Annotated in this window: 20 protein-coding genes; 9 read left to right on the top strand and 11 right to left on the bottom strand. The window is 68.6% G+C overall.

Features of this window, described 5'->3' with window-relative positions; genetic code table 11:
* Positions 1–28: 28 nt before the first annotated feature.
* The 4 genes from gsiB to ACTRWB_RS10850 all read right to left on the bottom strand — a co-directional run bounded on the left by gsiB (position 29) and on the right by ACTRWB_RS10850 (position 5,587).
* Complete coding sequence (gene gsiB, locus ACTRWB_RS10835) at positions 29–1,591, bottom strand: glutathione ABC transporter substrate-binding protein GsiB (protein ID WP_343495339.1); 1,563 nt, start codon at positions 1,589–1,591, stop codon at positions 29–31.
* A 129-nt stretch (positions 1,592–1,720) separates the two neighbouring features.
* Positions 1,721–3,628, bottom strand: a complete 1,908-nt coding sequence (locus ACTRWB_RS10840; protein ID WP_446901881.1) for a dipeptide ABC transporter ATP-binding protein — start codon at positions 3,626–3,628, stop codon at positions 1,721–1,723.
* 25 nt (positions 3,629–3,653) lie between these two features.
* Positions 3,654–4,646 (bottom strand): isoaspartyl peptidase/L-asparaginase family protein, encoded by a 993-nt coding sequence (locus tag ACTRWB_RS10845; protein ID WP_446901882.1) that lies wholly within the window; start codon positions 4,644–4,646, stop codon positions 3,654–3,656.
* The gene (locus tag ACTRWB_RS10850) at positions 4,643–5,587 is read right to left on the bottom strand and encodes a MurR/RpiR family transcriptional regulator (RefSeq protein WP_412024744.1); all 945 of its coding nucleotides are present in this window, start codon (positions 5,585–5,587) and stop codon (positions 4,643–4,645) included. The genes ACTRWB_RS10845 and ACTRWB_RS10850 overlap by 4 nt, the downstream gene beginning before the upstream one ends.
* Positions 5,588–6,054: 467 nt before the next feature.
* Between ACTRWB_RS10850 and ACTRWB_RS10855 the strand changes: the two genes are divergently transcribed.
* The 5 genes from ACTRWB_RS10855 to ACTRWB_RS10875 all read left to right on the top strand — a co-directional run bounded on the left by ACTRWB_RS10855 (position 6,055) and on the right by ACTRWB_RS10875 (position 13,779).
* Complete coding sequence (locus tag ACTRWB_RS10855; RefSeq protein WP_446901883.1) at positions 6,055–7,326, top strand: MFS transporter; 1,272 nt, start codon at positions 6,055–6,057, stop codon at positions 7,324–7,326.
* 27 nt (positions 7,327–7,353) lie between these two features.
* Positions 7,354–9,774, top strand: coding sequence for a TIM-barrel domain-containing protein (locus ACTRWB_RS10860; RefSeq protein ID WP_446901884.1), 2,421 nt, complete (start codon positions 7,354–7,356; stop codon positions 9,772–9,774).
* A gap of 115 nt (positions 9,775–9,889) precedes the next feature.
* Complete coding sequence (locus ACTRWB_RS10865; RefSeq protein ID WP_446901885.1) at positions 9,890–11,077, top strand: porin; 1,188 nt, start codon at positions 9,890–9,892, stop codon at positions 11,075–11,077.
* Positions 11,078–11,384: 307 nt separating this feature from the next.
* Complete coding sequence (locus tag ACTRWB_RS10870; protein ID WP_446901886.1) at positions 11,385–13,406, top strand: BCCT family transporter; 2,022 nt, start codon at positions 11,385–11,387, stop codon at positions 13,404–13,406.
* 61 nt (positions 13,407–13,467) lie between these two features.
* On the top strand, positions 13,468–13,779 hold the full coding sequence (locus tag ACTRWB_RS10875) for a hypothetical protein (RefSeq protein ID WP_446901887.1): 312 nt from the start codon (positions 13,468–13,470) through the stop codon (positions 13,777–13,779).
* Between the two features lie 99 nt (positions 13,780–13,878).
* Here ACTRWB_RS10875 and ACTRWB_RS10880 read toward each other — a convergent pair whose 3' ends face one another.
* On the bottom strand, positions 13,879–14,718 hold the full coding sequence (locus tag ACTRWB_RS10880; RefSeq protein ID WP_446901888.1) for a class I SAM-dependent methyltransferase: 840 nt from the start codon (positions 14,716–14,718) through the stop codon (positions 13,879–13,881).
* Positions 14,719–14,899: 181 nt separating this feature from the next.
* Here ACTRWB_RS10880 and ACTRWB_RS10885 point away from each other — a divergent pair, with 181 nt between their 5' ends.
* The 3 genes from ACTRWB_RS10885 to ACTRWB_RS10895 all read left to right on the top strand — a co-directional run bounded on the left by ACTRWB_RS10885 (position 14,900) and on the right by ACTRWB_RS10895 (position 18,116).
* Positions 14,900–16,363: a metallophosphoesterase gene (locus ACTRWB_RS10885; RefSeq protein ID WP_048245491.1), complete on the top strand. Its 1,464-nt coding sequence runs from the start codon at positions 14,900–14,902 to the stop codon at positions 16,361–16,363.
* On the top strand, positions 16,360–17,745 hold the full coding sequence (locus ACTRWB_RS10890; protein ID WP_446901889.1) for a cytochrome-c peroxidase: 1,386 nt from the start codon (positions 16,360–16,362) through the stop codon (positions 17,743–17,745). Before ACTRWB_RS10885 ends, ACTRWB_RS10890 begins: the two co-directional genes overlap by 4 nt.
* Positions 17,746–17,840: 95 nt before the next feature.
* Positions 17,841–18,116 carry a hypothetical protein gene (locus tag ACTRWB_RS10895; protein ID WP_048245493.1) on the top strand — a complete coding sequence of 92 codons (276 nt, stop codon included), beginning with the start codon at positions 17,841–17,843 and terminating at the stop codon, positions 18,114–18,116.
* Between the two features lie 75 nt (positions 18,117–18,191).
* Here the strand turns inward: ACTRWB_RS10895 and ACTRWB_RS10900 are convergent, their stop codons facing one another.
* Positions 18,192–19,685 carry an aminotransferase-like domain-containing protein gene (locus ACTRWB_RS10900; protein ID WP_446902042.1) on the bottom strand — a complete coding sequence of 498 codons (1,494 nt, stop codon included), beginning with the start codon at positions 19,683–19,685 and terminating at the stop codon, positions 18,192–18,194.
* A 193-nt stretch (positions 19,686–19,878) separates the two neighbouring features.
* Here ACTRWB_RS10900 and ACTRWB_RS10905 point away from each other — a divergent pair, with 193 nt between their 5' ends.
* Positions 19,879–20,229, top strand: a complete 351-nt coding sequence (locus ACTRWB_RS10905; RefSeq protein WP_446901890.1) for a hypothetical protein — start codon at positions 19,879–19,881, stop codon at positions 20,227–20,229.
* Between the two features lie 141 nt (positions 20,230–20,370).
* Here ACTRWB_RS10905 and ACTRWB_RS10910 read toward each other — a convergent pair whose 3' ends face one another.
* From ACTRWB_RS10910 to ACTRWB_RS10930, 5 genes are all read right to left on the bottom strand, one after another.
* Positions 20,371–20,793 (bottom strand): DUF6691 family protein, encoded by a 423-nt coding sequence (locus ACTRWB_RS10910; RefSeq protein WP_419689217.1) that lies wholly within the window; start codon positions 20,791–20,793, stop codon positions 20,371–20,373.
* 1 nt (position 20,794) lies between these two features.
* A complete protein-coding gene (locus ACTRWB_RS10915; protein ID WP_446901891.1) occupies positions 20,795–21,229 on the bottom strand; it encodes a YeeE/YedE family protein in 435 nt (144 codons plus the stop codon).
* Complete coding sequence (locus ACTRWB_RS10920) at positions 21,219–21,569, bottom strand: ArsR/SmtB family transcription factor (protein ID WP_446901892.1); 351 nt, start codon at positions 21,567–21,569, stop codon at positions 21,219–21,221. The genes ACTRWB_RS10915 and ACTRWB_RS10920 overlap by 11 nt, the downstream gene beginning before the upstream one ends.
* Positions 21,570–21,929: 360 nt before the next feature.
* Positions 21,930–23,198, bottom strand: a complete 1,269-nt coding sequence (locus ACTRWB_RS10925; protein WP_446901893.1) for an FAD-dependent oxidoreductase — start codon at positions 23,196–23,198, stop codon at positions 21,930–21,932.
* Positions 23,195–23,428 (bottom strand): 2Fe-2S iron-sulfur cluster-binding protein, encoded by a 234-nt coding sequence (locus ACTRWB_RS10930; RefSeq protein WP_175842130.1) that lies wholly within the window; start codon positions 23,426–23,428, stop codon positions 23,195–23,197. Before ACTRWB_RS10930 ends, ACTRWB_RS10925 begins: the two co-directional genes overlap by 4 nt.
* Positions 23,429–23,519: the final 91 nt, after the last annotated feature.

Consider the following 23,519-nt stretch of genomic DNA (forward strand, 5'->3'; position numbering starts at 1 on the left):
CCGGCGCCGCGTGGCGGGCAAACCGCCGTCATTTCAGCGAGATCTCGTCGAAGTTGAACGAGCCGTCCGGCATCACGTACGCGCCTTGCAGCCGCTTGCTGCGCGCATACACGATCTTCTCCTGCACGAGGAAGATCCACGGCGCATCGGCCCAGATCTGCTTCTGCGCGTCGCCGTAGAGCTCGGTCTTCTTCGTGCGGTCGACCGTCTCGAGCGCCTTCGCGAGATCGCCGTCGACCGCGTCGCTCTTGTAGTACGCGGTATTGACGAGCTTCGGCGGCGCCGACGCGCCGGCGAGCAGCGGCGTGATCGCCCAGTTCGCCTCGCCCGTCGACGACGACCAGCCGATGTAGTACATCCGCACCGGCGCCTTCGCCGGATCCGGCGCGCTCTCGACCTTCGCGACACGCTCGCCGGCTTCCAGCGCCTGCACCTGCACCTTCACGCCGACCTGAGCGAGCTGCTGCTGCACGAACTGGATCGCCTTCTGCGACGTCGAGTTGTTATACGCGGACCACAGCGTCGTCTCGAAGCCGTTCGGATAACCGGCTTCCTTCAGCAGCGCGCGCGCCTTCGCCGGGTCGTACGGCCAGGGTCCCAGCTTCGTCGCATAGTCGACGCCCTGCGGCACCACGCCGGTGGACGGCGTCGCGAAACCGGAGAACGCGACCTTCGCGAGCGCTTCCTTGTTCACCGCGTAGTTCAGCGCCTGGCGCACCTTCGGGTTGTCGAACGGCTTTTGCAGCGTATTCAGCGACACGAAGCGCTGCACGATCGACGGCCGCTCGACGACATCCACCTTCGGGTTGCCCTTCAGGTCGGCCGCCTGCTCGAACGGGATGCGGAACGCGAAATCGGCTTCGCCCGTCTTCATCAGCGCCGCGCGCGTGTTGTTGTCGACCACCGGCTTCCAGTCGATCGCGTCGATCTTCGGATAACCCTTCTTCCAGTAGCCGGCGAACTTCTTCACCTTCAGGTCGTCGGTCTGCTTCCACTCGACGAACTCGAACGGCCCGGTACCGACCGGATGCAGCGCGATGTCGCGCCCCCACTTCTTCATCGCGGCCGGCGAGATCATCACGGCCGACGGGTGCGCGAGCGTGTTGATGAACGCCGAGAACGGCTCGTGCAGCGTGACCTTCACCGTATACGGATCGACGACCTCGGTCTTCTCGATCACGCGGAACATGTTGTAGCGCTTCAGGTGGTTCGCGGGATCGGTCACGCGGTCGAAGTTCGCCTTCACGGCCGCCGCGTTGAAATCGGTGCCGTCATGGAATTTCACGCCCTGGCGCAGCTTGATCGTGTAGGTCTTCGCGTCGGCGCTCGCGTCGTAGCTCGTCGCCAGCACGTTGACGAGCTTCATGTCCTTGTCGAAACCGAACAGCCCCTGGTAGAACGACTTGACGACGGCCTGCGACACCGTGTCGTTCGCATCGTACGGGTCCATCGTCGTGAACGTCGAATCCACCGCCATCACCGCGGTCTGCTGCGCGAACGCGGGTACCGCGGCCGACAGCGCGAACGCGCCTGCACCCGCAGCGAGCAGCGCGCGCGGTCGGAACATCGGGAACGAATACGACTTGCTCATCTTGTTGGGCTCCTGTGGATGATTCGGTAACGCGTGGTGGAAATCGCGGCGTGACTGCCCCAGTTCGGGATAAAGCCGCCGTTGTCTCGCTCGTGCGCAGCTGCGGTCCATATGCAACCTCCCGCACGTTCAGTACGCGCCGCCGACGCGATGCGTCGCGACGTAATGATCGGGGCCGACCGCGACCAGCGGCGCAATCACCGGCTCGTCGCCGGCCGCGCGGATCGGGCTCGGGATTTCGTCCGCCGCGAGCTGGCGCGGCGCATGCCGGCGCGCGGGGTCGGCCACGGGCACCGCGCTCATCAGCTTCTTCGTGTACGGATGCTGCGGCGCTTCGAACACCGCGCGGCGCGGGCCGATCTCGACGATCTGGCCGAGATACATCACCGCGACACGATGGCTGATGCGCTCGACGACGGCCATGTCGTGCGAGATGAACAGGTACGCGACGCCGAGCTCGCGCTGCAGGTCGAGCATCAGGTTGACGATCTGCGCCTGCACCGACACGTCGAGCGCCGACACCGACTCGTCGGCGATCACGACCTTCGGGTTCAGTGCGAGCGCGCGCGCGATCGCGATCCGCTGGCGCTGGCCGCCCGAGAATTCGTGCGGATAACGACGCGCGGCCTCGGGCGGCAGGCCGACCTTGTCGAGCAGCCAGTCGACGCGCGCCTGCGCTTCGCGGCCGCTCGCGACGCCGTGCACGAGCAGCGGCTCCATGATCGAGAAGCCAACGGTCAGGCGCGGGTTCAGCGACGCGAACGGATCCTGGAAGATGAACTGGATGTTCCGGCGCAGCGCCTGCAGGTCATGGCCCTTCAGCGCACTGATGTCACGGCCGTCGAATTCGATCGAGCCGCTCTGCGATTCGACGAGGCGCAGCAGCGAGCGGCCGGTGGTCGACTTACCGCAGCCCGACTCGCCGACGAGCGCGAGCGTCTCGCCCGCACGCAGCTCGAAGCTCACGCGCTCGACGGCGTGCACGTATTGCGACACGCGGCCGAACACGCCGCTCTTCACCGGGAAGCGCGTGACGAGATCGCGCACGCGCAGGATCGGCGGCGCCGCGTGATCGACGGGCGGCTGCACGTCGGCATGCGCAACGTCGTTCGCCGCAGGCGCGGGCGCCGCGGCGCCTGTGCCATCCACCTTGAGCAACGGGAATTTCTCGGGCGCGTCGGTACCCTGCATCGAGCCGAGCCGCGGCACGGCCGCGAGCAGCGCGCGCGTGTAGCGATGCGCGGGTGCCGCGAACAGGCGATCGGACTCGCCCTCCTCGACCTTCTCGCCGCGATACATCACGAGCACGCGGTCGGCCACTTCGGCCACCACGCCCATGTCGTGCGTGATGAAGATCACGCCCATGTTCATTTCGTCCTGCAGCCCGCGCACCAGTTGCAGGATCTGCGCCTGGATCGTCACGTCGAGCGCGGTCGTCGGTTCGTCGGCGATCAGCAGCGCGGGCCGGCACGACAGCGCCATCGCGATCATCACGCGCTGCCGCATCCCGCCCGACAACTGGTGCGGATAACGCGCGAACACGCGGCGCGCTTCCGGGATGCGCACGAGATCGAGCAGCCGCAGCGTTTCCGCGCGCGCCTCGGCCGCGCTTTTCGACTGGTGCAGCGCGATCGCCTCGCTGATCTGGTCGCCGACGGTGAACACCGGGTTCAGCGACGTCATCGGCTCCTGGAAGATCATCGCGATGTCCGAGCCGCGGATGCCGCGCATCGTCGAAGCGCTCGCCTGCGCCAGATCGACCAGCGCGCCGCCGCGGCGCCGGAACGCGATGCTGCCGCTCGTGATCGCGCCGCCGCCATGCTCGACGAGCCGCATCAGCGCGAGCGACGTGACCGACTTGCCGGAGCCCGATTCGCCGACGATCGCGAGCGTCTCGCCGCGATCGACGTGAAACGACACGTTGCGCACCGCGTCGAACGTCGCGCCTTCGCGGCGGAACGTGACCGACAGGTCGTCGACGGCCACCACGCGCTGCTCGGGCAGCGTCAGGCCGGACGGGTTACGGCTCGAAGTCATGCGTGTCTCCTCGTACGATCCGGAATCAGGCCGCGTCGTCGCGGTAAATGCCGACGACCGGCGCTTCGCCGACGCGCGCGTAGCCGCGGTACATCCCTTCGGTGTTGAACGGCATCGCGACGTTGCCGTGCGCATCGACCGCGATGAGCCCGCCGCGGCCCGCCAGGCGCGGCAGCTTGTTCATCACGACGTCGTGCGCGGCGTCGGCGAGCGACGCGCCGCGATACGCGATCTGCGCGGCAACATCATGCGCGGTCGCGAGCCGGATGAACATCTCGCCGGTGCCCGTCGACGACACCGCGCAGGTTGCATCGTCCGCATAACAGCCCGCGCCGATGATTGGCGAATCGCCGACACGCCCCGGCTGCTTGTTCGTGATGCCGCCCGTCGACGTCGCCGCCGCGATGTGGCCATTCAGGTCGCACGCGACCGCGCCGACCGTGCCGTGCTTGCGATCCGGATCGAGCGGTTCGGCCGGCTGCGGCTGCGAATTGCCGAACGCGAGCGTCGCCGCATCGTGGTCGAGCATCGGGCCGGCCGCCGCACGCGCCTTGATCCATTGCGCATGACGTGCTTCGGTGTCGAAGTAGCCGGGTTCCGCCAATTCGAGCCCTTGCGCGGCCGCGAACGCATCGGCGCCCGCGCCGGCGAACATCACGTGTTCGCTCGCTTCCATCACGCGCCGTGCGGCGAGCACGGGATTGCGCACGCGCGTCGCGCAGCAGATCGCGCCGGCGCCGAGCGTCGCGCCATCCATGACCGCCGCATCGAGTTCGTGCTTGCCTTCGGCCGTATACACGGCGCCGTGCCCGGCGTTGAACAGCGGGCAATCCTCGAGCATCCGCACCGCGACGGTGACGGCGTCGAGTGCGCTGCCGCCGTCGGCCAGCACCTGCTGCGCGGCCTGCAGGATCGCGGTCAGTTCGGCACGGTACCGGCGTTCGGTGTCGGTATCCATCGCATTGCGCAGGATCGTGCCTGCGCCACCGTGAATCGCGACGATCGCGGATGAAGTCATGATTTTTTCGGACGAGAGGAAGAAGGGTTGGCGGCCGGCAGCGCCGCTTGCGGCTGCACGAGCCACGGCAGCAGGAATTCGGTCATTTCGGCAGCGGACTTCGCGGACCGGTGCGTGCGCAGCGCGACCGCATCGATCAGCGCCTCGATCATCGTGAGCACGGCCGCTTCCGACGTGGCCGCGAAGCGTCGTTCGGCCTTGACGTACAGGTTCAGCGACGCGATCGGCGCAAGCGGCGATTGCGGGCCGTCGGAAATGCCGAGCACTTGCGCACCGCGCGCGGCCGCGCGGCGGGCCAGCTCGATCGTGTCCTTCACGTAGCGCGGAAAGGCGAGTGCGATCACGAGATCGCGCGAGTCGGCCGTATACAGGCGTCGCGCCGCATGCGACGGGCCGCCGAGCAGCGCGAGCGACTGCACGCTGTCGTGGCACACGGACAGCCCGTGCTCCATCAGCCCGGCAAGAAACGCGCTCGACCCCGCGCCGAGGATCAGCACGCGCCGTGCGCCGACGATCGCCTCGACCACGGCCTCGACGTCCGCCGCGTCCAGTTGCACGCGCGTGTTCTCGATGTTCGCGACGGCCTGGTCGAACACCGCGTCGATCCATGCGGCACCGCGCACGCCGGGCTCCTGCTCCTGCGCCGAGCGCAGCCGTTCGACCGGGCCGAGCGTCGCCTCGAAGCCGCGCACGAGCGCCGCGCGCATCGCCGGATAACCGTCGAAGCCCAGCGCCTTCGCGAAACGGTTTGCGGTCGCGATCGATGCATTCACGGCCTGCGCGAGTTCGTCGATGCGCATCGTCGCTGCACGAAACGGATTCGCGAGCACGAACTCGCCCATGCGCCGATGGATCGGCGTCATCAACGGCATCGCCGACGCGATCCGCTCGGCGATCGCGGGTTCGTCGTGACTGGCGTCGTGTGAAACGAGAGGCGTCATGCGAAGGGTCGTTGCAAGGTGGATGAAAATGAATTTACACAATAAGCGATCAAGAAAAAAATAAATTTTCACCGAGGTTGTCGCGCCTCATGCCGCGCCCGCAGATCGCCTGGTCGTCGCACAGCCCCGCCGCACGGGCATCCCGCACGCGACCGCCATGCGTCTCCGCGCGCCGCCGCCACCCGGGCATCGGGAAAACCCCGATCATGTTCGTTCGAATGCAAATTCACGTTGACCGGATTCGAATTCGAACATAGGATGCTCGAAAATGATCAGTCGTCAGATAACATCCCCATCCGACGACCACGGAATGTTCGCTTGAACAGCGTAATTTCGATACAAACCGGTAAAGCCGGCGCCTATTAAGATCGGACATCGTATGAATAAGCCGATAAAGCCGGCCTGACCGGACGGCTTGCATGGATCAGGCGGGTGCGCATGCACGCCCTGCCCAACAGGAGACAGCAGTGAAAACAGTCAAGGCGTTGCGCTGGTGGATCATCGTGCTCGTATGTCTCGGCACAATTCTCAACTACCTCGCACGGAACTCCCTCGCGGTGCTCGCCCCCGAGCTGAAGCAGGTATTCACGATCTCGACGCAGCAGTACTCGTACATCGTCGGCGCATTCCAGATCGGCTACACGATCATGCAGCCCGTGTGCGGGTTCGTCGTCGACCTGATCGGGCTGCGGCTCGGGTTCGCGCTGTTCGCGATGCTGTGGTCGGTGGTCGGCGTCGCGCACGGCTTCGCGTCGGGCTGGCTGTCGCTCGGCATCCTGCGCGGCTTTCTCGGGTTGTTCGAGGCCGCCGCGATCCCGTCGGGCATGAAGGCCGTCGCCGAATGGTTTCCCGATCGCGAGAAATCCGTCGCGGTCGGCTACTTCAACGCGGGCACGTCGCTCGGCGCCGCGATCGCGCCGCCGCTCGTCGTGTTCCTGTCGATGCGGTTCGGCTGGCAGGCCGCGTTCATGGCGACCGGCGCACTCGGGTTCGTGTGGGCCGCGCTGTGGTACTCGCAATACCGGTCGCCCGCCGATCATCCGCGCATCACGCCGCAGGAGCGCGCGCTGATCCGCGACGGCCAGGCGACGATGCCGCCCGTGTCGAAGCGCCGCATTCGCGACGTCGTCACCGCGCGGCGCTTCTGGGCCATCGCGCTGCCGCGCTTCTTCGCCGAACCCGCGTGGCAAACCTTCAGCTTCTGGATTCCGCTGTACCTCGCGACCGAGCGCCACATGCCGCTCACGCAGATCGCGATCTTCGCGTGGATGCCGTTTCTCGCGGCCGACGCCGGCGGCATCGCGGGCGGCTACCTGTCGCCGTATCTCGCGAAACGGTTCAGCCTGCCGCTCATCTGGTCGCGCGTCGCCGGCGTCGCGCTCGGCGCGGTGCTGATGCTCGGGCCGGCGCTGATCGGACTCGTATCGTCGCCGTACACGGCCATCGCGCTGTTCTGCGTCGGCGGCTTCGCACACCAGATGATCTCCGCGCTCGTCAACACGCTGTCGGCCGACGTGTTCGATCCCGAGGAAGTCGGCACCGCGAGCGGCTTCGCCGGGATGGCCGCGTGGATCGGCGGGCTCGGTTTCTCGCTGCTGGTCGGCGCGCTCGCCGACAAGATCGGCTATGCGCCGCTGTTCGCGTGCCTCGGCCTGTTCGACATCATCGGCGTCACGCTGCTCGCGGTGCTGATCCGCGGGCAGTCGAAGCAGGAACGCCTGCTCGCACGGCACGCCTGACATTCGCTCTCACCAGGAATCGCATTCATGACCTCGCTTCTTCATCCGCCCGTGTTCCGCATCGCCGGCCGGCACGCGAACCGCGTGCTGCTCGCATCCGATGCTGGCGCGACCCTCGAGATCTTCGTGCTCGAAGACGACATCGTGCGTGTTCGCGTGCTGCCCGATGCGACGGCACGCAACCCGCGCACGTGGACGATCGCACCCGGCCTCGACGACGTGCCGCTCGACGGGCGCGACCGCCTCGACCTGGACGGCTTCGCGCTGCCCGCCTATGAACTCACCGAAGACGACGACGGCCTGCGCATCGAAACCGCGCGGATCCGGCTCGCGGTGCGCTGGCAAGGCGGCCATTGCACGTGGTCGATGCGCGGCGCGGACGGCACGTGGCGCGTCGCGCTCGCCGACCGCGCGACGCAGGCGTACAACTTCGGCTGGTGGGACGATCGCGCGTATCACTACGTCGCTCGTGACCGCGGCGACAAGGTGTTCGGTCTCGGCGAACGCGCGGGCGACCTGGACCGCACGGGCGCGCGCTTCGAGATGCGCAACATCGACGCGATGGGCTACAGCGCGAAGCACACGGATCCGCTGTACAAGCACATCCCGTTCTACATCACGTGGTCGCCGGACGCGTGCCAGGGGTTCGGGTTGTTCTACGACACGCTGTCGGACTGCGCGTTCGACATGGGCCGAGAGCTCGACAACTATCACGGCCCGTACCGTTATTTCGTCGCCGAGCACGGCGATCTCGACTACTACTTCATTGCGTCGCCCGATACGCCGCTCGCGGCCGCACGGCGCTTCACGTGGCTCACCGGGCGCCCCGCACGCACGCCGAAATGGGGGCTCGGCTACTCGGGCTCGACGATGAGCTACACCGATGCGCCGGACGCGCAGCAGCAGATGAACCAGTTCGTCGAGCAGTGCGACGCGCACGACATCCTGTGCGATTCGTTCCACCTGTCGTCGGGTTATACGTCGATCGGCGCGAAGCGCTACGTGTTCAACTGGAACCGCGACAAGTTTCCCGACGCGAAGGGTTTCGTGAAGCACTATCGCGACCACGGCATCCGCCTGTGCGCGAACATCAAGCCGTGCCTGCTGCGCGACCATCCCGCGTTCGACGATGCCGCCAGGCGCGGGCTGCTGATCCGCTCGGCGTCCGGCGAACCTGCGTGGGTGCAGTTCTGGGACGAGGTCGGCGCGTATCTCGACTTCACGCAGCCGGACGCATACCGCTGGTGGCGCGAGCAGGTCACGTCGGCGCTGCTCGAATACGGGATCGAGTCCACCTGGAACGACAACAACGAATACGAGATCTGGTCGCCCGACGCTATCGCGCACGGCTTCGGCCAGCCGTTCCCCGCGCGTGAGGCGAAGGTGCTGCAGACGATGCTGATGATGCGTGCATCGCGCGAAGCGCAGCGCGCGCATGCGCCGGCGCAGCGGCCGTTCCTCGTGTCGCGCTCCGGCGGCGCCGGCATGCAGCGCTACGTGCAGACCTGGTCCGGCGACAACTATACGTCGTGGGAAACGCTGCGCTACAACCTGAAGATGGGCCTCGGGCTCGCGCTGTCGGGCGTATCGAACATCGGCCACGACATCGGCGGCTTCTCCGGGCCCGCGCCGTCGCCCGAGCTCCTGCTGCGCTGGGTGCAGTTCGGCATCTTCATGCCGCGCTTCAGCATCCATTCGTGGAACGACGACGGCACCGTCAACGAACCGTGGATGTATCCGGAAGTCACCGCGCAGGTCGCGTCGCTGATCAAGCAGCGCTACCGGCTGCTGCCTTACCTCTATCACCTGCTGTGGCTGTCGACGACGCGTTACGAGCCCGTGCTGCGGCCGACCTTCGCCGATTTCCCCGGCGATGCGCGCTGCTACGACGAGTGCGACGACATGATGCTCGGCGACGCGCTGCTGGTCGCGCCGGTCGTCGATCCCGGCCGCACGGAACGCACGGTCTATCTGCCGGCGGGCGCGCGCTGGATGTGCTGCGCGAGCGCGCGGTCGTTCGACGGCGGCGCGAGCGTGACGCTGCCCGCGCCGCTCGACACGCCGGTGATGCTGCTGCGCGAAGGACGCGTGCTGCCGCTGAACGTCGCGGAACAGCATTTCGGCGCACGCGCCGACACGCGCGGCTTCATCGTCGCGCCGCGCATCGAGGATGGCGTGGCGTACGGCGAATGCGTCGAGGACGACGGCGAGACGGAAGCGTGGCGCGACGGCGAATACGGACTGTGGCGGATCGAAACCGGCCGCGAGGCGTCGGGCACGCTCGGCGTGTCGGTCCGCTGGGATGGTCGCCCGGGCCGCCCGGCCGATCGCGTCGAAATCCTGCTGCCCGCGTCGCTGCAAGGCCCGGTCGCCGTGCGCGGCGCACGCGTCGAGCAGGAAGCGCAGGACGGCGCATGGCGCCGCATCGTCGTCGCGCTCGACGACTGATACGTCAAGCACTGCACCGATCAGGCGGGCCGTTCGCGCGGCCCGCCGCCCGCCACAGAGGAGGTCGCCAAGCCTCCCGCCCCGTTGAACTGATGAAGAGATCTGGAGATCGACAATGAAAGTACCCGTCAACCGCTTTGCAATCCTGATTTTATCGGCCGCATCGCTCGGCTCGACCGCCGCCCGCGCACAGAGCAGCGTCACGCTGTACGGTGTCGTCGACGATTCGCTCGCGTACGTGAACAACCAGCAGGGCCACTCGAACATCTACATGCGCGACGGCAACCTGTATGCATCGAAGTTCGGGCTGCGCGGCGACGAGGATCTCGGCGGCGGCACGCATGCGATCTTCGATCTGCAGTCCGGCTTCAACCTGAACACCGGCGCGCAGGCCGCCGCCGGCACGATGTTCAATCGCCAGGCATTCGTCGGCCTGCGCAACGATCACTTCGGCACGGTGACGGCCGGCCGCCAGTACACGCCCTACTTCCTGTTCGTCGGCCCGTACGCGTCGAGCAGCTGGCTGACCGGTGCGACGGGCGCGCATCCGGGCGACATCGACGGCCTCGACACGACGATCCGCGTGAACAACTCGGTCACCTATACGTCGCCGATCTTCGGCGGGCTGAGCGCGAGCGCGATGTACGCATTCGGCGGCATTGCCGGCGCGACCGGCAAGGGCAACACGTTCAGCGCCGCGCTGCGTTACGCGAACGGGCCGATCGGGATCGCGGCCGGCTACCTGCGCATCAACAGCTCGGGCTCGTCCGCGGGCTTCCTGAACCCGGCCACCGCGCCGTCGGGCAGCTTCGCGGTGTCCGTGCTGAACCAGGGCTACCTGACCGCGAAGGCCGTCGAGCAGGTCGCGGCAGCCGGCAACTACACGCTCGGCGACCTGACGATGGGCGTCAATTATTCGAACGTGAAGTACCTGCCCGGCAACGGCTCCGCGTTCACGGACACGGCCGTGTTCAACACCTACGGCGCACTCGCCGCGTACCGCTTCACGCCGGCGTTCTCGGTGGCCGGCGCGTTCGCGTACACGCTCGCGTCGAAAGCGAACGGCGTCCCGAACGCGGCCCGCTACCAGCAGTATTCGCTGAAGGAGTCGTACAGCCTGTCGAAGCGCACGACGCTCTACGCACTGCAGGCGTACACGCATTCGAGCGGACAGACGCTCGGCGCGCAAGGCGCCGGCCACGTCATCGACGCGGCGCCGATCGTCGGCGATTCGCAGCAGCTCACGCCGTCGACGACGCACGGCCAGTTCGTCGGCATGGCCGGGATCGCCGTCACTTTCTGACCCCGCACGGCAGCGCCTTCCGCGCGCTGCCCCGCCCCGGACGATGCGCACTTCACGCGCGCCGTCCGGGCGCCCGCTGTACCCCCGCCGCAGCGCTTTCGTCGTTCCATCCGCTCGCCGCGCGAACCACGCGGGTTTTCTCGATTGCCCCGATACCTTACAATTCGTCAGGTTTATCCCTTCTGCATGCCCCTTCTTGCAGTCCTGACACCGCGGTACACTCGACGCACGCCGTATCAGGGTCCGACGCGCGACGCGCGCGCCGGGCGGCGTCGCGCCTCGTTGCGCCCACAACTGGATGCCCGCCATGCCAGATTCCCGTCCCTCGCCCCGCACGACATTCAAGCCGCAGGTCGTCCTGCCCGCGCTCGCGGTGATCGGTGCGCTGCTCGTCGTGTGCGCGCTGCAACCGAGCGAAGCCGGCGCGCTGTTCTCCGCCGGCCAGCAATGGGTCATCGCGCGCTTCGACTGGTTCTACGTGCTGGCCGTCACCGGCTTCCTCGTGTTTCTCGTGCTGGTCGCCGCGAGCGGCTTCGGCAACATCCGGCTCGGCCCCGACGACGCCGAACCCGAATTCAGCTTCGTGTCGTGGACAGCCATGCTGTTCGCGGCCGGCATGGGCATCGGCCTCATGTATTTCGGCGTCGGCGAGCCGATGCAGCATTTCCTGAAACCGCCGACCGTCGACCCCGGCACGCCCGCCGCCGCGCGCGAAGCGATGCTGATGACCTTCTTCCACTGGGGCTTCCATGCGTGGGCGATCTACGGGCTGATGGGGCTCGTGCTCGCGTACTTCGGCTTTCGCTACAACCTGCCGCTGACGCTGCGCTCGGGGCTGTATCCGGTGCTGCGCGAACGCATCAACGGCTGGATCGGCCACACCGTCGACGCGTTCGCGCTGGTCGGCACCGTCGCCGGCATCGCGACGACGCTCGGCTACGGCGTGATGCAGTTGAGCGCCGGCCTGCATACGGTTGCCGGCTGGGACACGGGCAGCAACGTGTTTCGCATCGGGCTCGTCGCGGTCGTCGTGATCCTGGCGGGCGTGTCGGCCGCGACCGGCCTCGACAAGGGTGTGCGACGGCTGTCCGAGCTGAACCTGCTGCTGGCGTTCCTGCTGCTCGCGTTCGTGGTCGTCGCGGGCCCGACGGCGTTCCTGCTGCGCGCGCTCGGCGACAACATCGGCCAGTACCTGTCGAGCCTCGTCGACCTGTCGTTCCGCACGTACGCATATGCGCCGCCGCGCGAGGAAGGCTGGTTCGGCGGCTGGACGATCCTCTACTGGGCGTGGTGGATCTCGTGGTCGCCGTTCGTCGGCATGTTCATCGCGCGCATCTCGCGCGGCCGCACGATCCGCCAGTTCGTGATCGGCGTGCTGCTCGTGCCGACCGCGTTCAACCTCGTCTGGATGACCGTGTTCGGCAACAGCGCGATCTGGCTCGATACGCACGGCGCGGCCGGCGCGCTCGCGCAGACGGCCACCAACGTCGACGCGCTGCTGTTCCGCTTCTTCGATTTCCTGCCGCTGCCGCAACTGCTGTCGATCGTCGCGATCGTGCTGATCGCGGTGTTCTTTGTCACGTCCGCCGATTCGGGCGCGTTCGTGATCGACCAGATCGCGACGCGCGGCAATGCGCACTCGCCCGTCTGGCAGCGGCTGTTCTGGGCCGCGCTGCTCGGGGTGACCGCCGCGGTGCTGCTCGTCGCGGGCGGTCTCGGCGCGCTGCAAGCAATGACGCTGATCGCCGCGCTGCCGGTCGCCATCATCATGCTCGCGCTCTGCTACGGGCTGTGGCGCGGGCTCGCGGCCGACCGCGCACACTATTCGCAGGACGTCGCGCCCGCGACGACCTTCTGGACCGGCCAGCACTGGCGTCACCGCCTGACGCACATCCTGCGGCAGACGACCGAGGCCGAGGCACGTCAGTTCGTTGCCGAGACGGTCGAGCCGGCGCTGCGCAAGGTCGCCGACGAACTGCGCGCGAGCGGTGTCGATGCGCATGTGCAGCGCGACAGCGACGACGCCGTGCGGCTCACCGTGCCGACCGCCGAACATCGCGATTTCGTGTACGGCGTGCGCGTGACGGTGAAATCCGCGGCCGCGTTCCTGATGCGCGAAGCGGCCGAGCCGGAAGCGGCGCGGGCGCACGTGTACGGGATCGTCACGTTCTTCGAGGACGGGCGGCTCGGCTACGACGTCGAATACCTGCGCGGCGACGAAGTGATCGCCGACGTGCTGCGCCAGTACGAACGCTACGTATCGCTCGCGGGCGACACGCGCACGCATCTGCTGAGCCGCGCGCCGGGACACGCGACGGAGGCCGAATGAACGCGCACGCCGCAGCCTTGACTGCGCCGCGCCGGTCCGGCGCGTTCGACGGAGCCACGCGATGAGCTGGCTCCTGCAAAGCCGCTCCGCCGACATCGTCGCGCTCGGCACGCTCGCCTTGCTTTATCTCGGCGGAGCCGGCATCGCGCTGTGGCGCATCCGGGCCGCGGCGCCGCGCGGCAAGGTCTACTGGGTCGTCTGCATGACGCTGCTGGCAGGTGGCGCCATCGCGATGGGCGGCAACCTGTCGCCCGCGCCGAACAGCGGTGAAATGCCGCCCGGTTTCGCGCTCGGCGTCGAAGCCGTCCTGCTCGGCCTCGCGTTCGTTGCCGGCGGTTGTGCGTGGCCGATGCTGCGCAACCGGCGACGCTGACGCGCGCACGTCGCGCGGCCCGGCTTCATCACGCGCGAACGGCAACGCGCCGGGCGGACCGGCCGCCGCCGCTTCCCTGGTCCGCTTAATCGCAACGCGTTACGCACGCGCCGTCACGAGCCAGCACGCTGCGTCGAAGCGCACGTCCGCGCCGTGGATGTAATGCTCGAACGCCGCGCGCACCGTATCGACCACGCGCCGCCGGGTCGCGTCGTCCGTCTCCAGCAGCGCGAGCCCGACCGGGCCCAGCCGTGAGATGTAGTCGCCCAGCGCCGGCTCGGGCAGCACACATGCCATCTCGACCGGCTCGATCTCGACGTCGGCCCAGCCGCTGTCCGACAGCACCGATGCGATCCGCTGCCGATCGCCGAACGCGAACTGCCCCGGCGCACCGGGTCGTCGCGCGGGCAGGTTCGGCAGCAACGGCGCGGCGGCCCGCTCGGCCGTCGTCATGAACGGGTTGTCGGCCGCGCTGCGCCACGCGACGAACCGCATCTGCGCGTTCGGCCGCGCCGCGTGCCGCAGGTTCGCGAACGCCCGCACCGGATCGTCGAAGAACATCACGCCCAGGCGCGACACGATCAGGTCGACGCTCGCGGGCGCGAACGCATGCGTCTGCACATCCGCGCGCACGAAGCTGGCGCGAAGGCCGCTACGTTCGGCGCGCGCCTGCGCGGCATCGATCATCCTGGCCGAGATATCGATGCCCGTGCATTGCGCCTGCGCGCCGAGCCGGCGCGCGATCGCGAGCGTGACTGCACCCGTGCCGCAGCCGACGTCGAGCACGCTGCGCGCGGACGACGCGGCCGCCGCATCCGCGAGCAGCGTCTCGAACGGCGCGAACATCCGGTCGAGCGACGCCTGCGCATCGACCCAGGCGCGCCCCGACGGGCCGTTCCACAGCGCGGATTGTTCGTCATTGGGCCGGTTGGTTTCCATCGTCGATTCCCCTTCTGGTTCATTGATCATGAACCGGACTGTGCCGCTTCAAGCCGGCTTGAGGTCAAGGCCCCGGCGGCAACCTGCCGCAGCGGTCCCGACCCGGCTACGCGCGCCCGGTCTTTTCATATTTCTTACATTTGCGCTGCGTATCGTTGACGACTTTCCTACGGTGTCTCCCATGCGACGACTCTTCCCGCGCGCACTGCTCGTGCGCTGCGCTCCTCTTGTTGTCCTCGCCGCGCTCTCCGCGTGTTCGAATCACATCGATACGCCGGCCGATCCGGCCAGCGCGTCGGTCAACGTCCAGGCCGCATGGGTCGAGATCGGCGACGCGAACCAGGCGATCGCGCGCGTCATCACGAACTACACGCCCGCGTCGGCCAGCGAGCCGCTGTGTCCGCAACTGACCGTCGACGGCAAGCTGTCGCGCATGACGTTGCGCGCGGGCGCCGCGACCGTGGCCCAGCGGCCGACCGCCAGCGATCCGTCCGACTCGAAGCCGTCGAGCTTCCCGGTGTCCGTCTGCGAGACGACGCTGCCGGCCGACGCGCAGGCGGCGAGCGTCGCGGGCCGCACGCTGCCGCTGCCGAAAGCGCAGCCGCAGCGCATCGCGATCATCGCCGACACGGGCTGCCGGATGAAGAAAGCCGACAACGCGTGGCAGGCATGCAACGACGCGACGGTCTGGCCGCTCGACACGATCGCGGCCAGCGTCGCGAAGCTGTCGCCCGACCTGGTGCTGCACGTCGGCGACTACCACTATCGCGAGAACGCATGCCCGCCGGACATCGCCGGTTGCAAGGACAGCCCGTGGGGCTATGGCTGGGATACGTGGCAGGCCGACCTGTTCCGCCCGGCCGCACCGCTGCTCGCGAAGGCGCCGTGGGTCGTTGTGCGCGGCAACCACGAGGAATGCGCGCGGGCCGGCCAGGGCTGGTTCCGCTTCCTCGATCCGCGCCCGTATTCGGCTGCCCGCTCGTGCGACGATCCCGCCAACGACAACGACGCGAACTACTCCGAGCCGTATGCGGTCTCGCTCGGCAGCGGCTCGCAGGTGATCGTGTTCGACACCGCGAAGGTCGGCCGCACGCCGCTCAAGACGACCGACGCGCAATTCCGCATCTACCAAAAGCAGTTCCAGACGGTGGCATCGCTCGCGTCGAAGGCCGGCATGACGACGACGATCTTCACGAACCATCATCCGATCCTCGCGTTCGCGCCGATCGCCGGCAGCACGCCCGCGCCGGGCAACCTCGCACTGCAGTCCGTGATGTCGAGCCTCAACGCGCAGGCGTACTACCCGCCCGGCGTGCACGTCGCGCTGCACGGGCACGTGCACGACTTCCAGGCGATCAATTTCTCGTCGGGACACCCGGCGACGATCGTGTCCGGCAACGGCGGCGACAACCTCGACGTCGCGCTGCCCGACCCGTTCCCGGCCGGCCTGACGCCCGCACCGGGCGCCGTGATCGAGCGGCTGTCGCACAACAACAGCTTCGGCTTCCTGATCATGGAGCGCAACGCCGCCCCAGCGACGGGCTGGGTGTTCCGCGCGTATTCGGCCGCAGGCAAGCTGCTCGCGTCGTGCAACCAGTCGGGCACGACGCTCGCTTGCGACAAGACGGGGTTCATTGCGCCGTGAGTGACGAGGTTCGATGTGACGGCCGCGTTGCGCGCGGCCGGAAAACGCTGCATGCGCTTGCCGCGGCCGTGCTCGCCGGCCTGGCGCTCGCGGCCCATGCCGCGCCGGCCGATACGGTCCTGCTCCCCGGCGCGCCGCCGTCGCGCGTCGTCGACACGATCGGCAACGGCACGCCGCAGGTGACGGGCAAGATCGACGCGGCCACCGCGCGCTTCGCGCCCGACCCGACACTCGTCGCGCTCGGCCGCCGGATTTTCTTCGACCCGCGGCTGTCCGAGCCGCGCGGCATGTCGTGTGCGGGCTGCCACGATCCGGGCCGCGCATTCGCGCCGACACTGTCGGCCGCCTCGCTCGCGGGGCCCGGCGTGCCTGAGGGCAGCCGGCACGGGCGTTTCAGCCAGCGCAATGCACCGTCCCTGCTCTATGTGCGCTACGTGCCGCGCCGCCACTTCTACCAGGACGACGATGCGCCCGCGCCGTCGCCGTTCGGCGGCCTGTTCAGCGACGGCCGCGCGGATACGCTCGCCGAGCAGATCCGCGGGCCGCTGTTCGATTCGAACGAGATGAACAACCGGTCGCCGGCCGCGCTGCTGCGCAAGGTCAACGCGACCGAGCTCGCGCCCGATCTCGCCGCGCGTTTCGGCGCCCCCGTGCGACGCGATCCCGAACAACTGGTGCACGCGCTGGGTTCGGCCGTCGAAGCCTTTCTGCAGAGCGACGAGATGGCGCCGTTCACGTCGCGCTTCGACGCGTTCCTGCGCACGCGCAAGCCGCTTGCGCCTGCCGAGATGCGCGGCCTCGCGCTGTTCCGCAATCCGGACAAGGGCAACTGCATGACCTGCCATACGCTGTCGGAGACCTCGAGCCGCCCGGAGCGCTCGCTCTTCACCGATTTCGGTTATGACGCGATCGCGGTGCCGCGCAATCGCGCGCTGCCGGCGAACCGCGATCCGCGCCATTTCGACAACGGGCTGTGCGACACCGCGCGGCGGCTGCGCTGGCCCGAGCCGACGCAATGGTGCGGCTACCTGCGCACGCCGGGGCTGCGCAACGTCGCGGTCAAGCAGACGTTCACGCACAACGGCGTGTTCACGACGCTGCGCGATGCGGTCGCGTTCTACAACACGCGCTCGACCGACCCCGGTTTCTGGTACCACGGCGCCACGACGTTCGACGACGTGCCGGCCGCCTATCGCGGCAACATCAACGTCAATTCGACGCCGATGAATCGCCGGCCCGGTACGCCGCCCGCGCTGACCGAAGCGGAAATCGACGACATCGTCGCGTTCCTCGGCACGCTGACCGACGCGCGCTATGCGGGCATCGCCCCGCCTGCTGCTCCCGCCGCGCGGATCACCGGAGCCGCCGTGCCGGCGCGCTGACCCTGGCCGAACGGCCAATCGCACGCGCCCGCTTGCAGTCGACTCATATACTGGTTATATTTACAGTACTGTATTTATGAACAGTGAGGTGCGCGATGGAACATCTGGTCCGTATCGTCAACGACACCGATCGCCAAGTGCTGGCGTGGCTTCGCGCGCAGGCCGGCGATGCCCGCGTCGAGCGCGCGGCGCGCCAGCTCGGGCATACGCGGAAGCCATTCCCGTCCGCCGTATGCCGGTACCTGGGCATGAGCGTGCCGGCTACGCTGCGCCCGGCTACCCAGCCGCGCGCCGCCCGCGATTTCTCGGTCGGTGATCGTTACCTGTCGCTGATCCGCCAGCACCTCGCCACGCACTCGGCCGGCCGCTGACATGGCGGCGTTCGGCGGCCGCGGTGGGTCGGCATGCCGGCGCACACGGGCGAGCCCGGCCGGCAGCCGCCGTGCTTACGCAGCAGCAGCCGCGTCGCGTATGAGGCGCCCGAGCGTTTCGAAAGCCGCCTCGTGCGCCGCATCGAACACGCGCGTGCAGGCGAGCCGGATATAGGCGTCGAAGCGGTCGGAATTCGAGAAGATCGAACCGGGCGCGATCTTGACGCCGTGCGCCAGCGCGGCATCGAACAGCGCATCGGAACGCACACCGTCCGGCAACGCGATCCACAGCAGCATCCCGCCCGGCGGCTGGTTCATCCGGGTTCCGGCCGGGAAATGCCGTGCAATCGCGTCGATCGTCACGTCGCGCTGTACGCGCAACTGCTCGCGGAACCGGTGCAAATGGCGATCGAACGCGCCCGAGCCGACGAATTCGGCCGCAACGGCCTGCAGCAACGCGGCGTTGTGCCGGCTGTGGGCGAACTTCAGCATCTTCACGCGCGCATGCCAGCGCCCCGCGCTCACCCAGCCGAGCCGCATCCCGGGGGCCAGCACCTTGTTGAACGACGGGCAGTAAATCACCGTGCCGTCGCGGTCCCAAGCCTTGACCGGCTTGACCGTCTGCGGCGCTTCGACGAGCTCGCGATAAGGCTCGTCCTCGATCACGGCCACGCCGTGGCGCGAACACAGCGCGACGAGCGTTGCCTTGCGCTCGTCGGGCATCACGCAGCCGAGCGGGTTTTGCAGGTTCGGCACGACGACCACCGCACGAATATCCGGATACGCGGCCAGCGCCACTTCGAGCGCCTCGATCGACAGGCCGGTTGTCGGACTGGCCGGGATTTCGAGCGCGCGCAGGCCCAGGCTTTCGAGCAACTGGATCAAGCCGAAGAAGGCCGGCGATTCGATCGCAATCGTGTCGCCGGGGCGCGCGACCGCACGCAGTGCGAGATTCACGGCGTCGACGCCACCGCTCGTCGACATCACGTCGTCCGGCGACACGGTCACGCCGTACGACAGCGCGCGTTTGGCCATCGCCTGCCGGAATTCGGGCGAACCGCCGACGGGCCCCGCGTCGGTCAGCAATGTGGGCTTGCGACGTAACAACCGGATCGCCAGCGCCTGCAGGCGCTCGGTCGGATACAGCGTGGCCAGTGCGGACGCGCCGCCGAGATTCAACGCATCGGTCGCCGCGTTGGCGCGGTCGATCACGCGCGACACGCGTTCGTGCAGGCCCGCATACGGCGGCTCGACGCTCAGCGGCGGTCCGTCGCTTTCCGGCAGCGTGGCCAGCGCGGCTGACGCGCGGCGCCGCACGAAGTACCCCGAGCGCGGCTTTGCCTCGCACCAGCCCGTATCCTCGAGCCGGCGGAACGCCTGAATCGCGGTCGACAGGCTCACGCCGTGCTGCGCCATGAACGCGCGCACCGACGGCATCCGGTCGCCGGGCGACAGCGTGCCGGCCGTGATGATGCGGCGGTAATGCTCGGCGAGCCGTTCGTAAAGCGGCTCGCCATCCATCGGCAAAAGCGTGCGGGATGCGTCGGTAAAAGGCGTCATGCGGGCCATCGTGCCCGCGCGGCCGAGGGCACGCCAGATACAGATTCGGGGCAAACCCACCGATACAGCGATAAAAAATCGTCGCCTGCACCGCAACAGATTCCCGTCCCCTGAATCTGTCGTGCCCGTGCCCGTTTCCCTAACCTGATTGCACGCTGTCGCCTCGCCGTCGCGGGGCCGCGCAACCGGAAAAGGAATCGCCATGCGGACGCAACATCTCCGGCTCGACGCCGGGCAAAGCCACTTTGCGTGGTTCGACAAGGGCAGCCAGGTGATCGTGCTGGACGGCGCACTCGCGGTGACGCTACGTCACGGTGGGCTCGACTGGCTACCCGACGCGCCGCAGTACGTTCGCCGCGTGCTCGACGAAGGCGAATGCCTGACGTTCGAGACGGCCGGCCACGTGGCGTTATCGGCCGGCGGCGCGGGCGCGGTCAGCACGACGGTCGTGGAACCTGCCAGCCGGCCCGGCGCACTCGCGGCGTGGCGCGCGATCCTGCGCCGGCTGTCCGGGCGGGTGCGTGGCGGCCATCATGCGCGCGAGCAGTCCTGATATCGCCACTTGCTTCGTCACGACGGGCGTCACGCAGCCACCGCGTCATTCAGCGATGTGCGGGCGCGATCCGGTCCGGCCATCCCCATCCGCAGACCTCAACGGCTGCCGCGGTCTGCCCGGCACGCGGCAGCGCCACGCTCACCGTGCGCTCCTGCGCCGCTCGGCCCACTCGAATACCGCCATCCCGGCCAGCATCGCGACGAAGAACACGATCCCCTTGGCCGATCCGAGGCCGATCGACACGATCGCGGGCCCCGGGCAGAACCCGGCGATCCCCCAGCCGATGCCGAACACGGCGCTCCCGGCAACCAGGCGCACGGTGATCGCCCGCAAGGCCGGCAACTGCATCGGCAAGCCGAGCCACGACCGCGTCCGGCGCTTTGCCCAAGCGAACGCGAACACGGCCACGCCCGTCGCGCCGGCCATCACGAACGCGAGTGACGGATCCCAGCGGCCCGCCAGGTCGAGAAAGCCGAGCACCTTCTGCGGATTGGCCATGCCCGACACGATGAGGCCGACGCCGAACAGCAGCCCCGCCAGAAACGCGAATCCTGCCTGCATGTCAGCCTCCCAGCACGTGCCGCCGCACGAATACGGTCACGAAGCCCGCGACCATGAAGACTGCCGTCGCGACCACCGAGCGCAACGCACCGCGCGACATCCCGCACACACCGTGGCCGCTCGTGCATCCGCCTGCGTACCGCGTGCCGATCCCGACCAGCAGCCCGGCCGCCAGCAGGTCGAACCAGCCTGCATCGACCTGCGGCGTCAAGCCGGCTCCGGCGACGCGCATCACCAGCGGTGCGGCGATCAGCCCGGCGACGAACGCGACGCGCCAGTCGCGCTCTCCGGCGCCCGCCGTGAACAGGCCGCCGACGATGCCGCTGATGCCGGCAATCCGGCCGTTGAACGCGACGAGCCACGCGGCCGCGAGCCCGATCAGCACACCGCCGGCCAGCGACAGCCACGGCGTGACATGAAGCGCATCAATCTGCACGTCGTTGCCCCTTCGCGGCCGGGCCGCAGAACTGTTCGTACAGCACGCCCATCACCGCGATCGCGGCCGGGCTGTCGAGCGAATAGTGGATGTTCTTGCCTTCGCGGCGCGTACGGACCAGCGCGTTGTCCCGCAACACGCCAAGTTGCTGCGACAGCGTCGGCTGGCGGATGTCCAGCTTCGTCTCGAGATCGCTCACGCTGCGCTCGCCCTGCGACAGTTCGCACAGCAGCAGCAACCGGTCAGGATTCGACAGCACCTTGAGCAGCGCGCAGGCCGAATCGGCGGCTGCGCGCATCTGGTCGGGCTCGGGCAGCCCGGCGGGAAGATCGTCGTTCATCAGCGCAGGATAACAATTAAATAATAGATATTATATCACTTTATATATCATCGATTCCGGCTGCTTGCCTGACAGCGACCTTGTGCCCTCCTCGGGCCTGTTCAGGTTCGCTCGCCCGCGTCGCTTCGGCGCGAACCACGCCGAGCGCCAGCCTCCTGCCGATGGAGCACCAAAGTCAGCGCGCGGCGTCGATGGTCTCGCGCCTAGACAGCGCGAATCGCGCGGCCGTGGCCGCGGCCGCGGCCGCGACGATCGAGTGCCTGCGCGCCTGTGCGGCGCCTCAGATGGGCGAATGGAAGAAAATGAAGATGGAGTGAATGGCGCAGCCCGGCGCGAACCGGGCCGCTTCGCCGCGACGCGTCACGCGCCGTCGCACGACGCCGCACCGTCCAGCATCAGCGTGCCGACCCGCGCGGGCACGAGTGGTGTGCGCGGCACGAGCGGCGTCCAGCCGAACAACGCCTGCGCGGCCGCACCGCACACGCGGCCCTGGCACGCGCCCATCCCGCAACGCGACTGCAGCTTCGCGGCCGTCCAGCCCGGCTCCCGTGCGACCGCATCGAAACGCACATCCTCGCAACGGCACAGCAGCGTATCGGGCCGCGCGAGCCGGCGGATCGGCTCGCGGATCGCGAAACGCTCGCGTACCGCATCTGCAAAAGCCTGCCAGTGCGCTCGCCGCGCGACGAGCGCAGCCAACGGCGCCGTCTGCCCGGTCGCCGCATAACCGGCAATTTCACCTTCGACCATCGCCAGCTCGCTGCCGCCGACGCCCGTGCACTCGCCGGCTGCGAAGTGCCCGTCGCGGCTCGTGCGCTGGTGCGCATCGACCGCCACGGCGCCGTTCTCGATCCGGCAGCCGAGATGGCTCGGCAGCACGGTGTTCGGCACGAGGCCGAAACCGCACGCGAGCCGGTCGCAATCGACGTCGAACTCGCGATCGCCGTGTCGAATCCGCACGCGTTCGAGCCGCTTGTCGCCGAACGCTTCGACAACATGCGCATCCGGCCGATAGGCAGCCGTCACGAGCTTCGCGGCCTGCGCGAGCTTCGACGGCCAGCGCCACAGCCCCGCGCCGAAGCCGGCCACGTCGCCCCAGGCGGCCTGTTCGAGCACATGCGACACGCGCGCGCCAGCCTGACGGGCCGTCGCCGCGCTCGCCAGCAGCAGCGGCCCGCTGCCCGCGATTACCGTACGCTGCCCGCGCACGTCGAGGCCGTACTTGATCAGCGCCTGCAGGCCACCCGCGCCGGTGACGCCCGGCAGCGTCCAGCCCGGAAACGGCAGCAGCAACTCACGGGCGCCGCAGCAGAGAATCAGCGTCCGGTAGTCGAGCAGCAGCCCGCGTTCGTCGTCCTCGAGCAGCAGCGTGTCCGGCTGGGTTTCGGCGACGATGCGCGTCGCCGCGAGATGCGTGACGTTCGGTTGCCGCAATACGGCGAGACGCTCAGCAGCGGCCGGCGTCGGCGCGGCAGTGGCCGCCTGCCGCCAGATCTGCCCGCCCGCACGCGGGTTGTCGTCGACGATCGCGACCGTCGCGCCGCTCTTTGCGGCGGCCCGCGCGGCCGACAGCCCGGCCGGGCCCGCGCCGACGATCGCGACGTCGACGCTCAGTCGTTCCTGTTTCATCGCGTGCGCTCCACCTGCATCCCGTCGCGGCACAGCGTCTGGCAAGCCAGACGGCGCCGGCCGTCGATCGTCATCCTGCACTCCTGGCAGATGCCCATTCCGCAAAACGGCGCACGCGCCGCACCCGTGCACGACACGCGCGTCGTGTCGTCGCCGCTCGCCGCGACCGCAGCCGCGACGGTCGCGCCGTCGGCCACCGTCAGCACGCGGCCGTCCAGATGAATGATCATGTCAGCGCTCCGGCTACGGGGGACGCGGTCAGGAAGCGTCCCGGCAAATACGGTTCGATCTCGATGGCCGGCCGTGGGCCGGGCAACAGCG

The organism is Burkholderia sp. YIM B11467 (assembly GCF_052952715.1).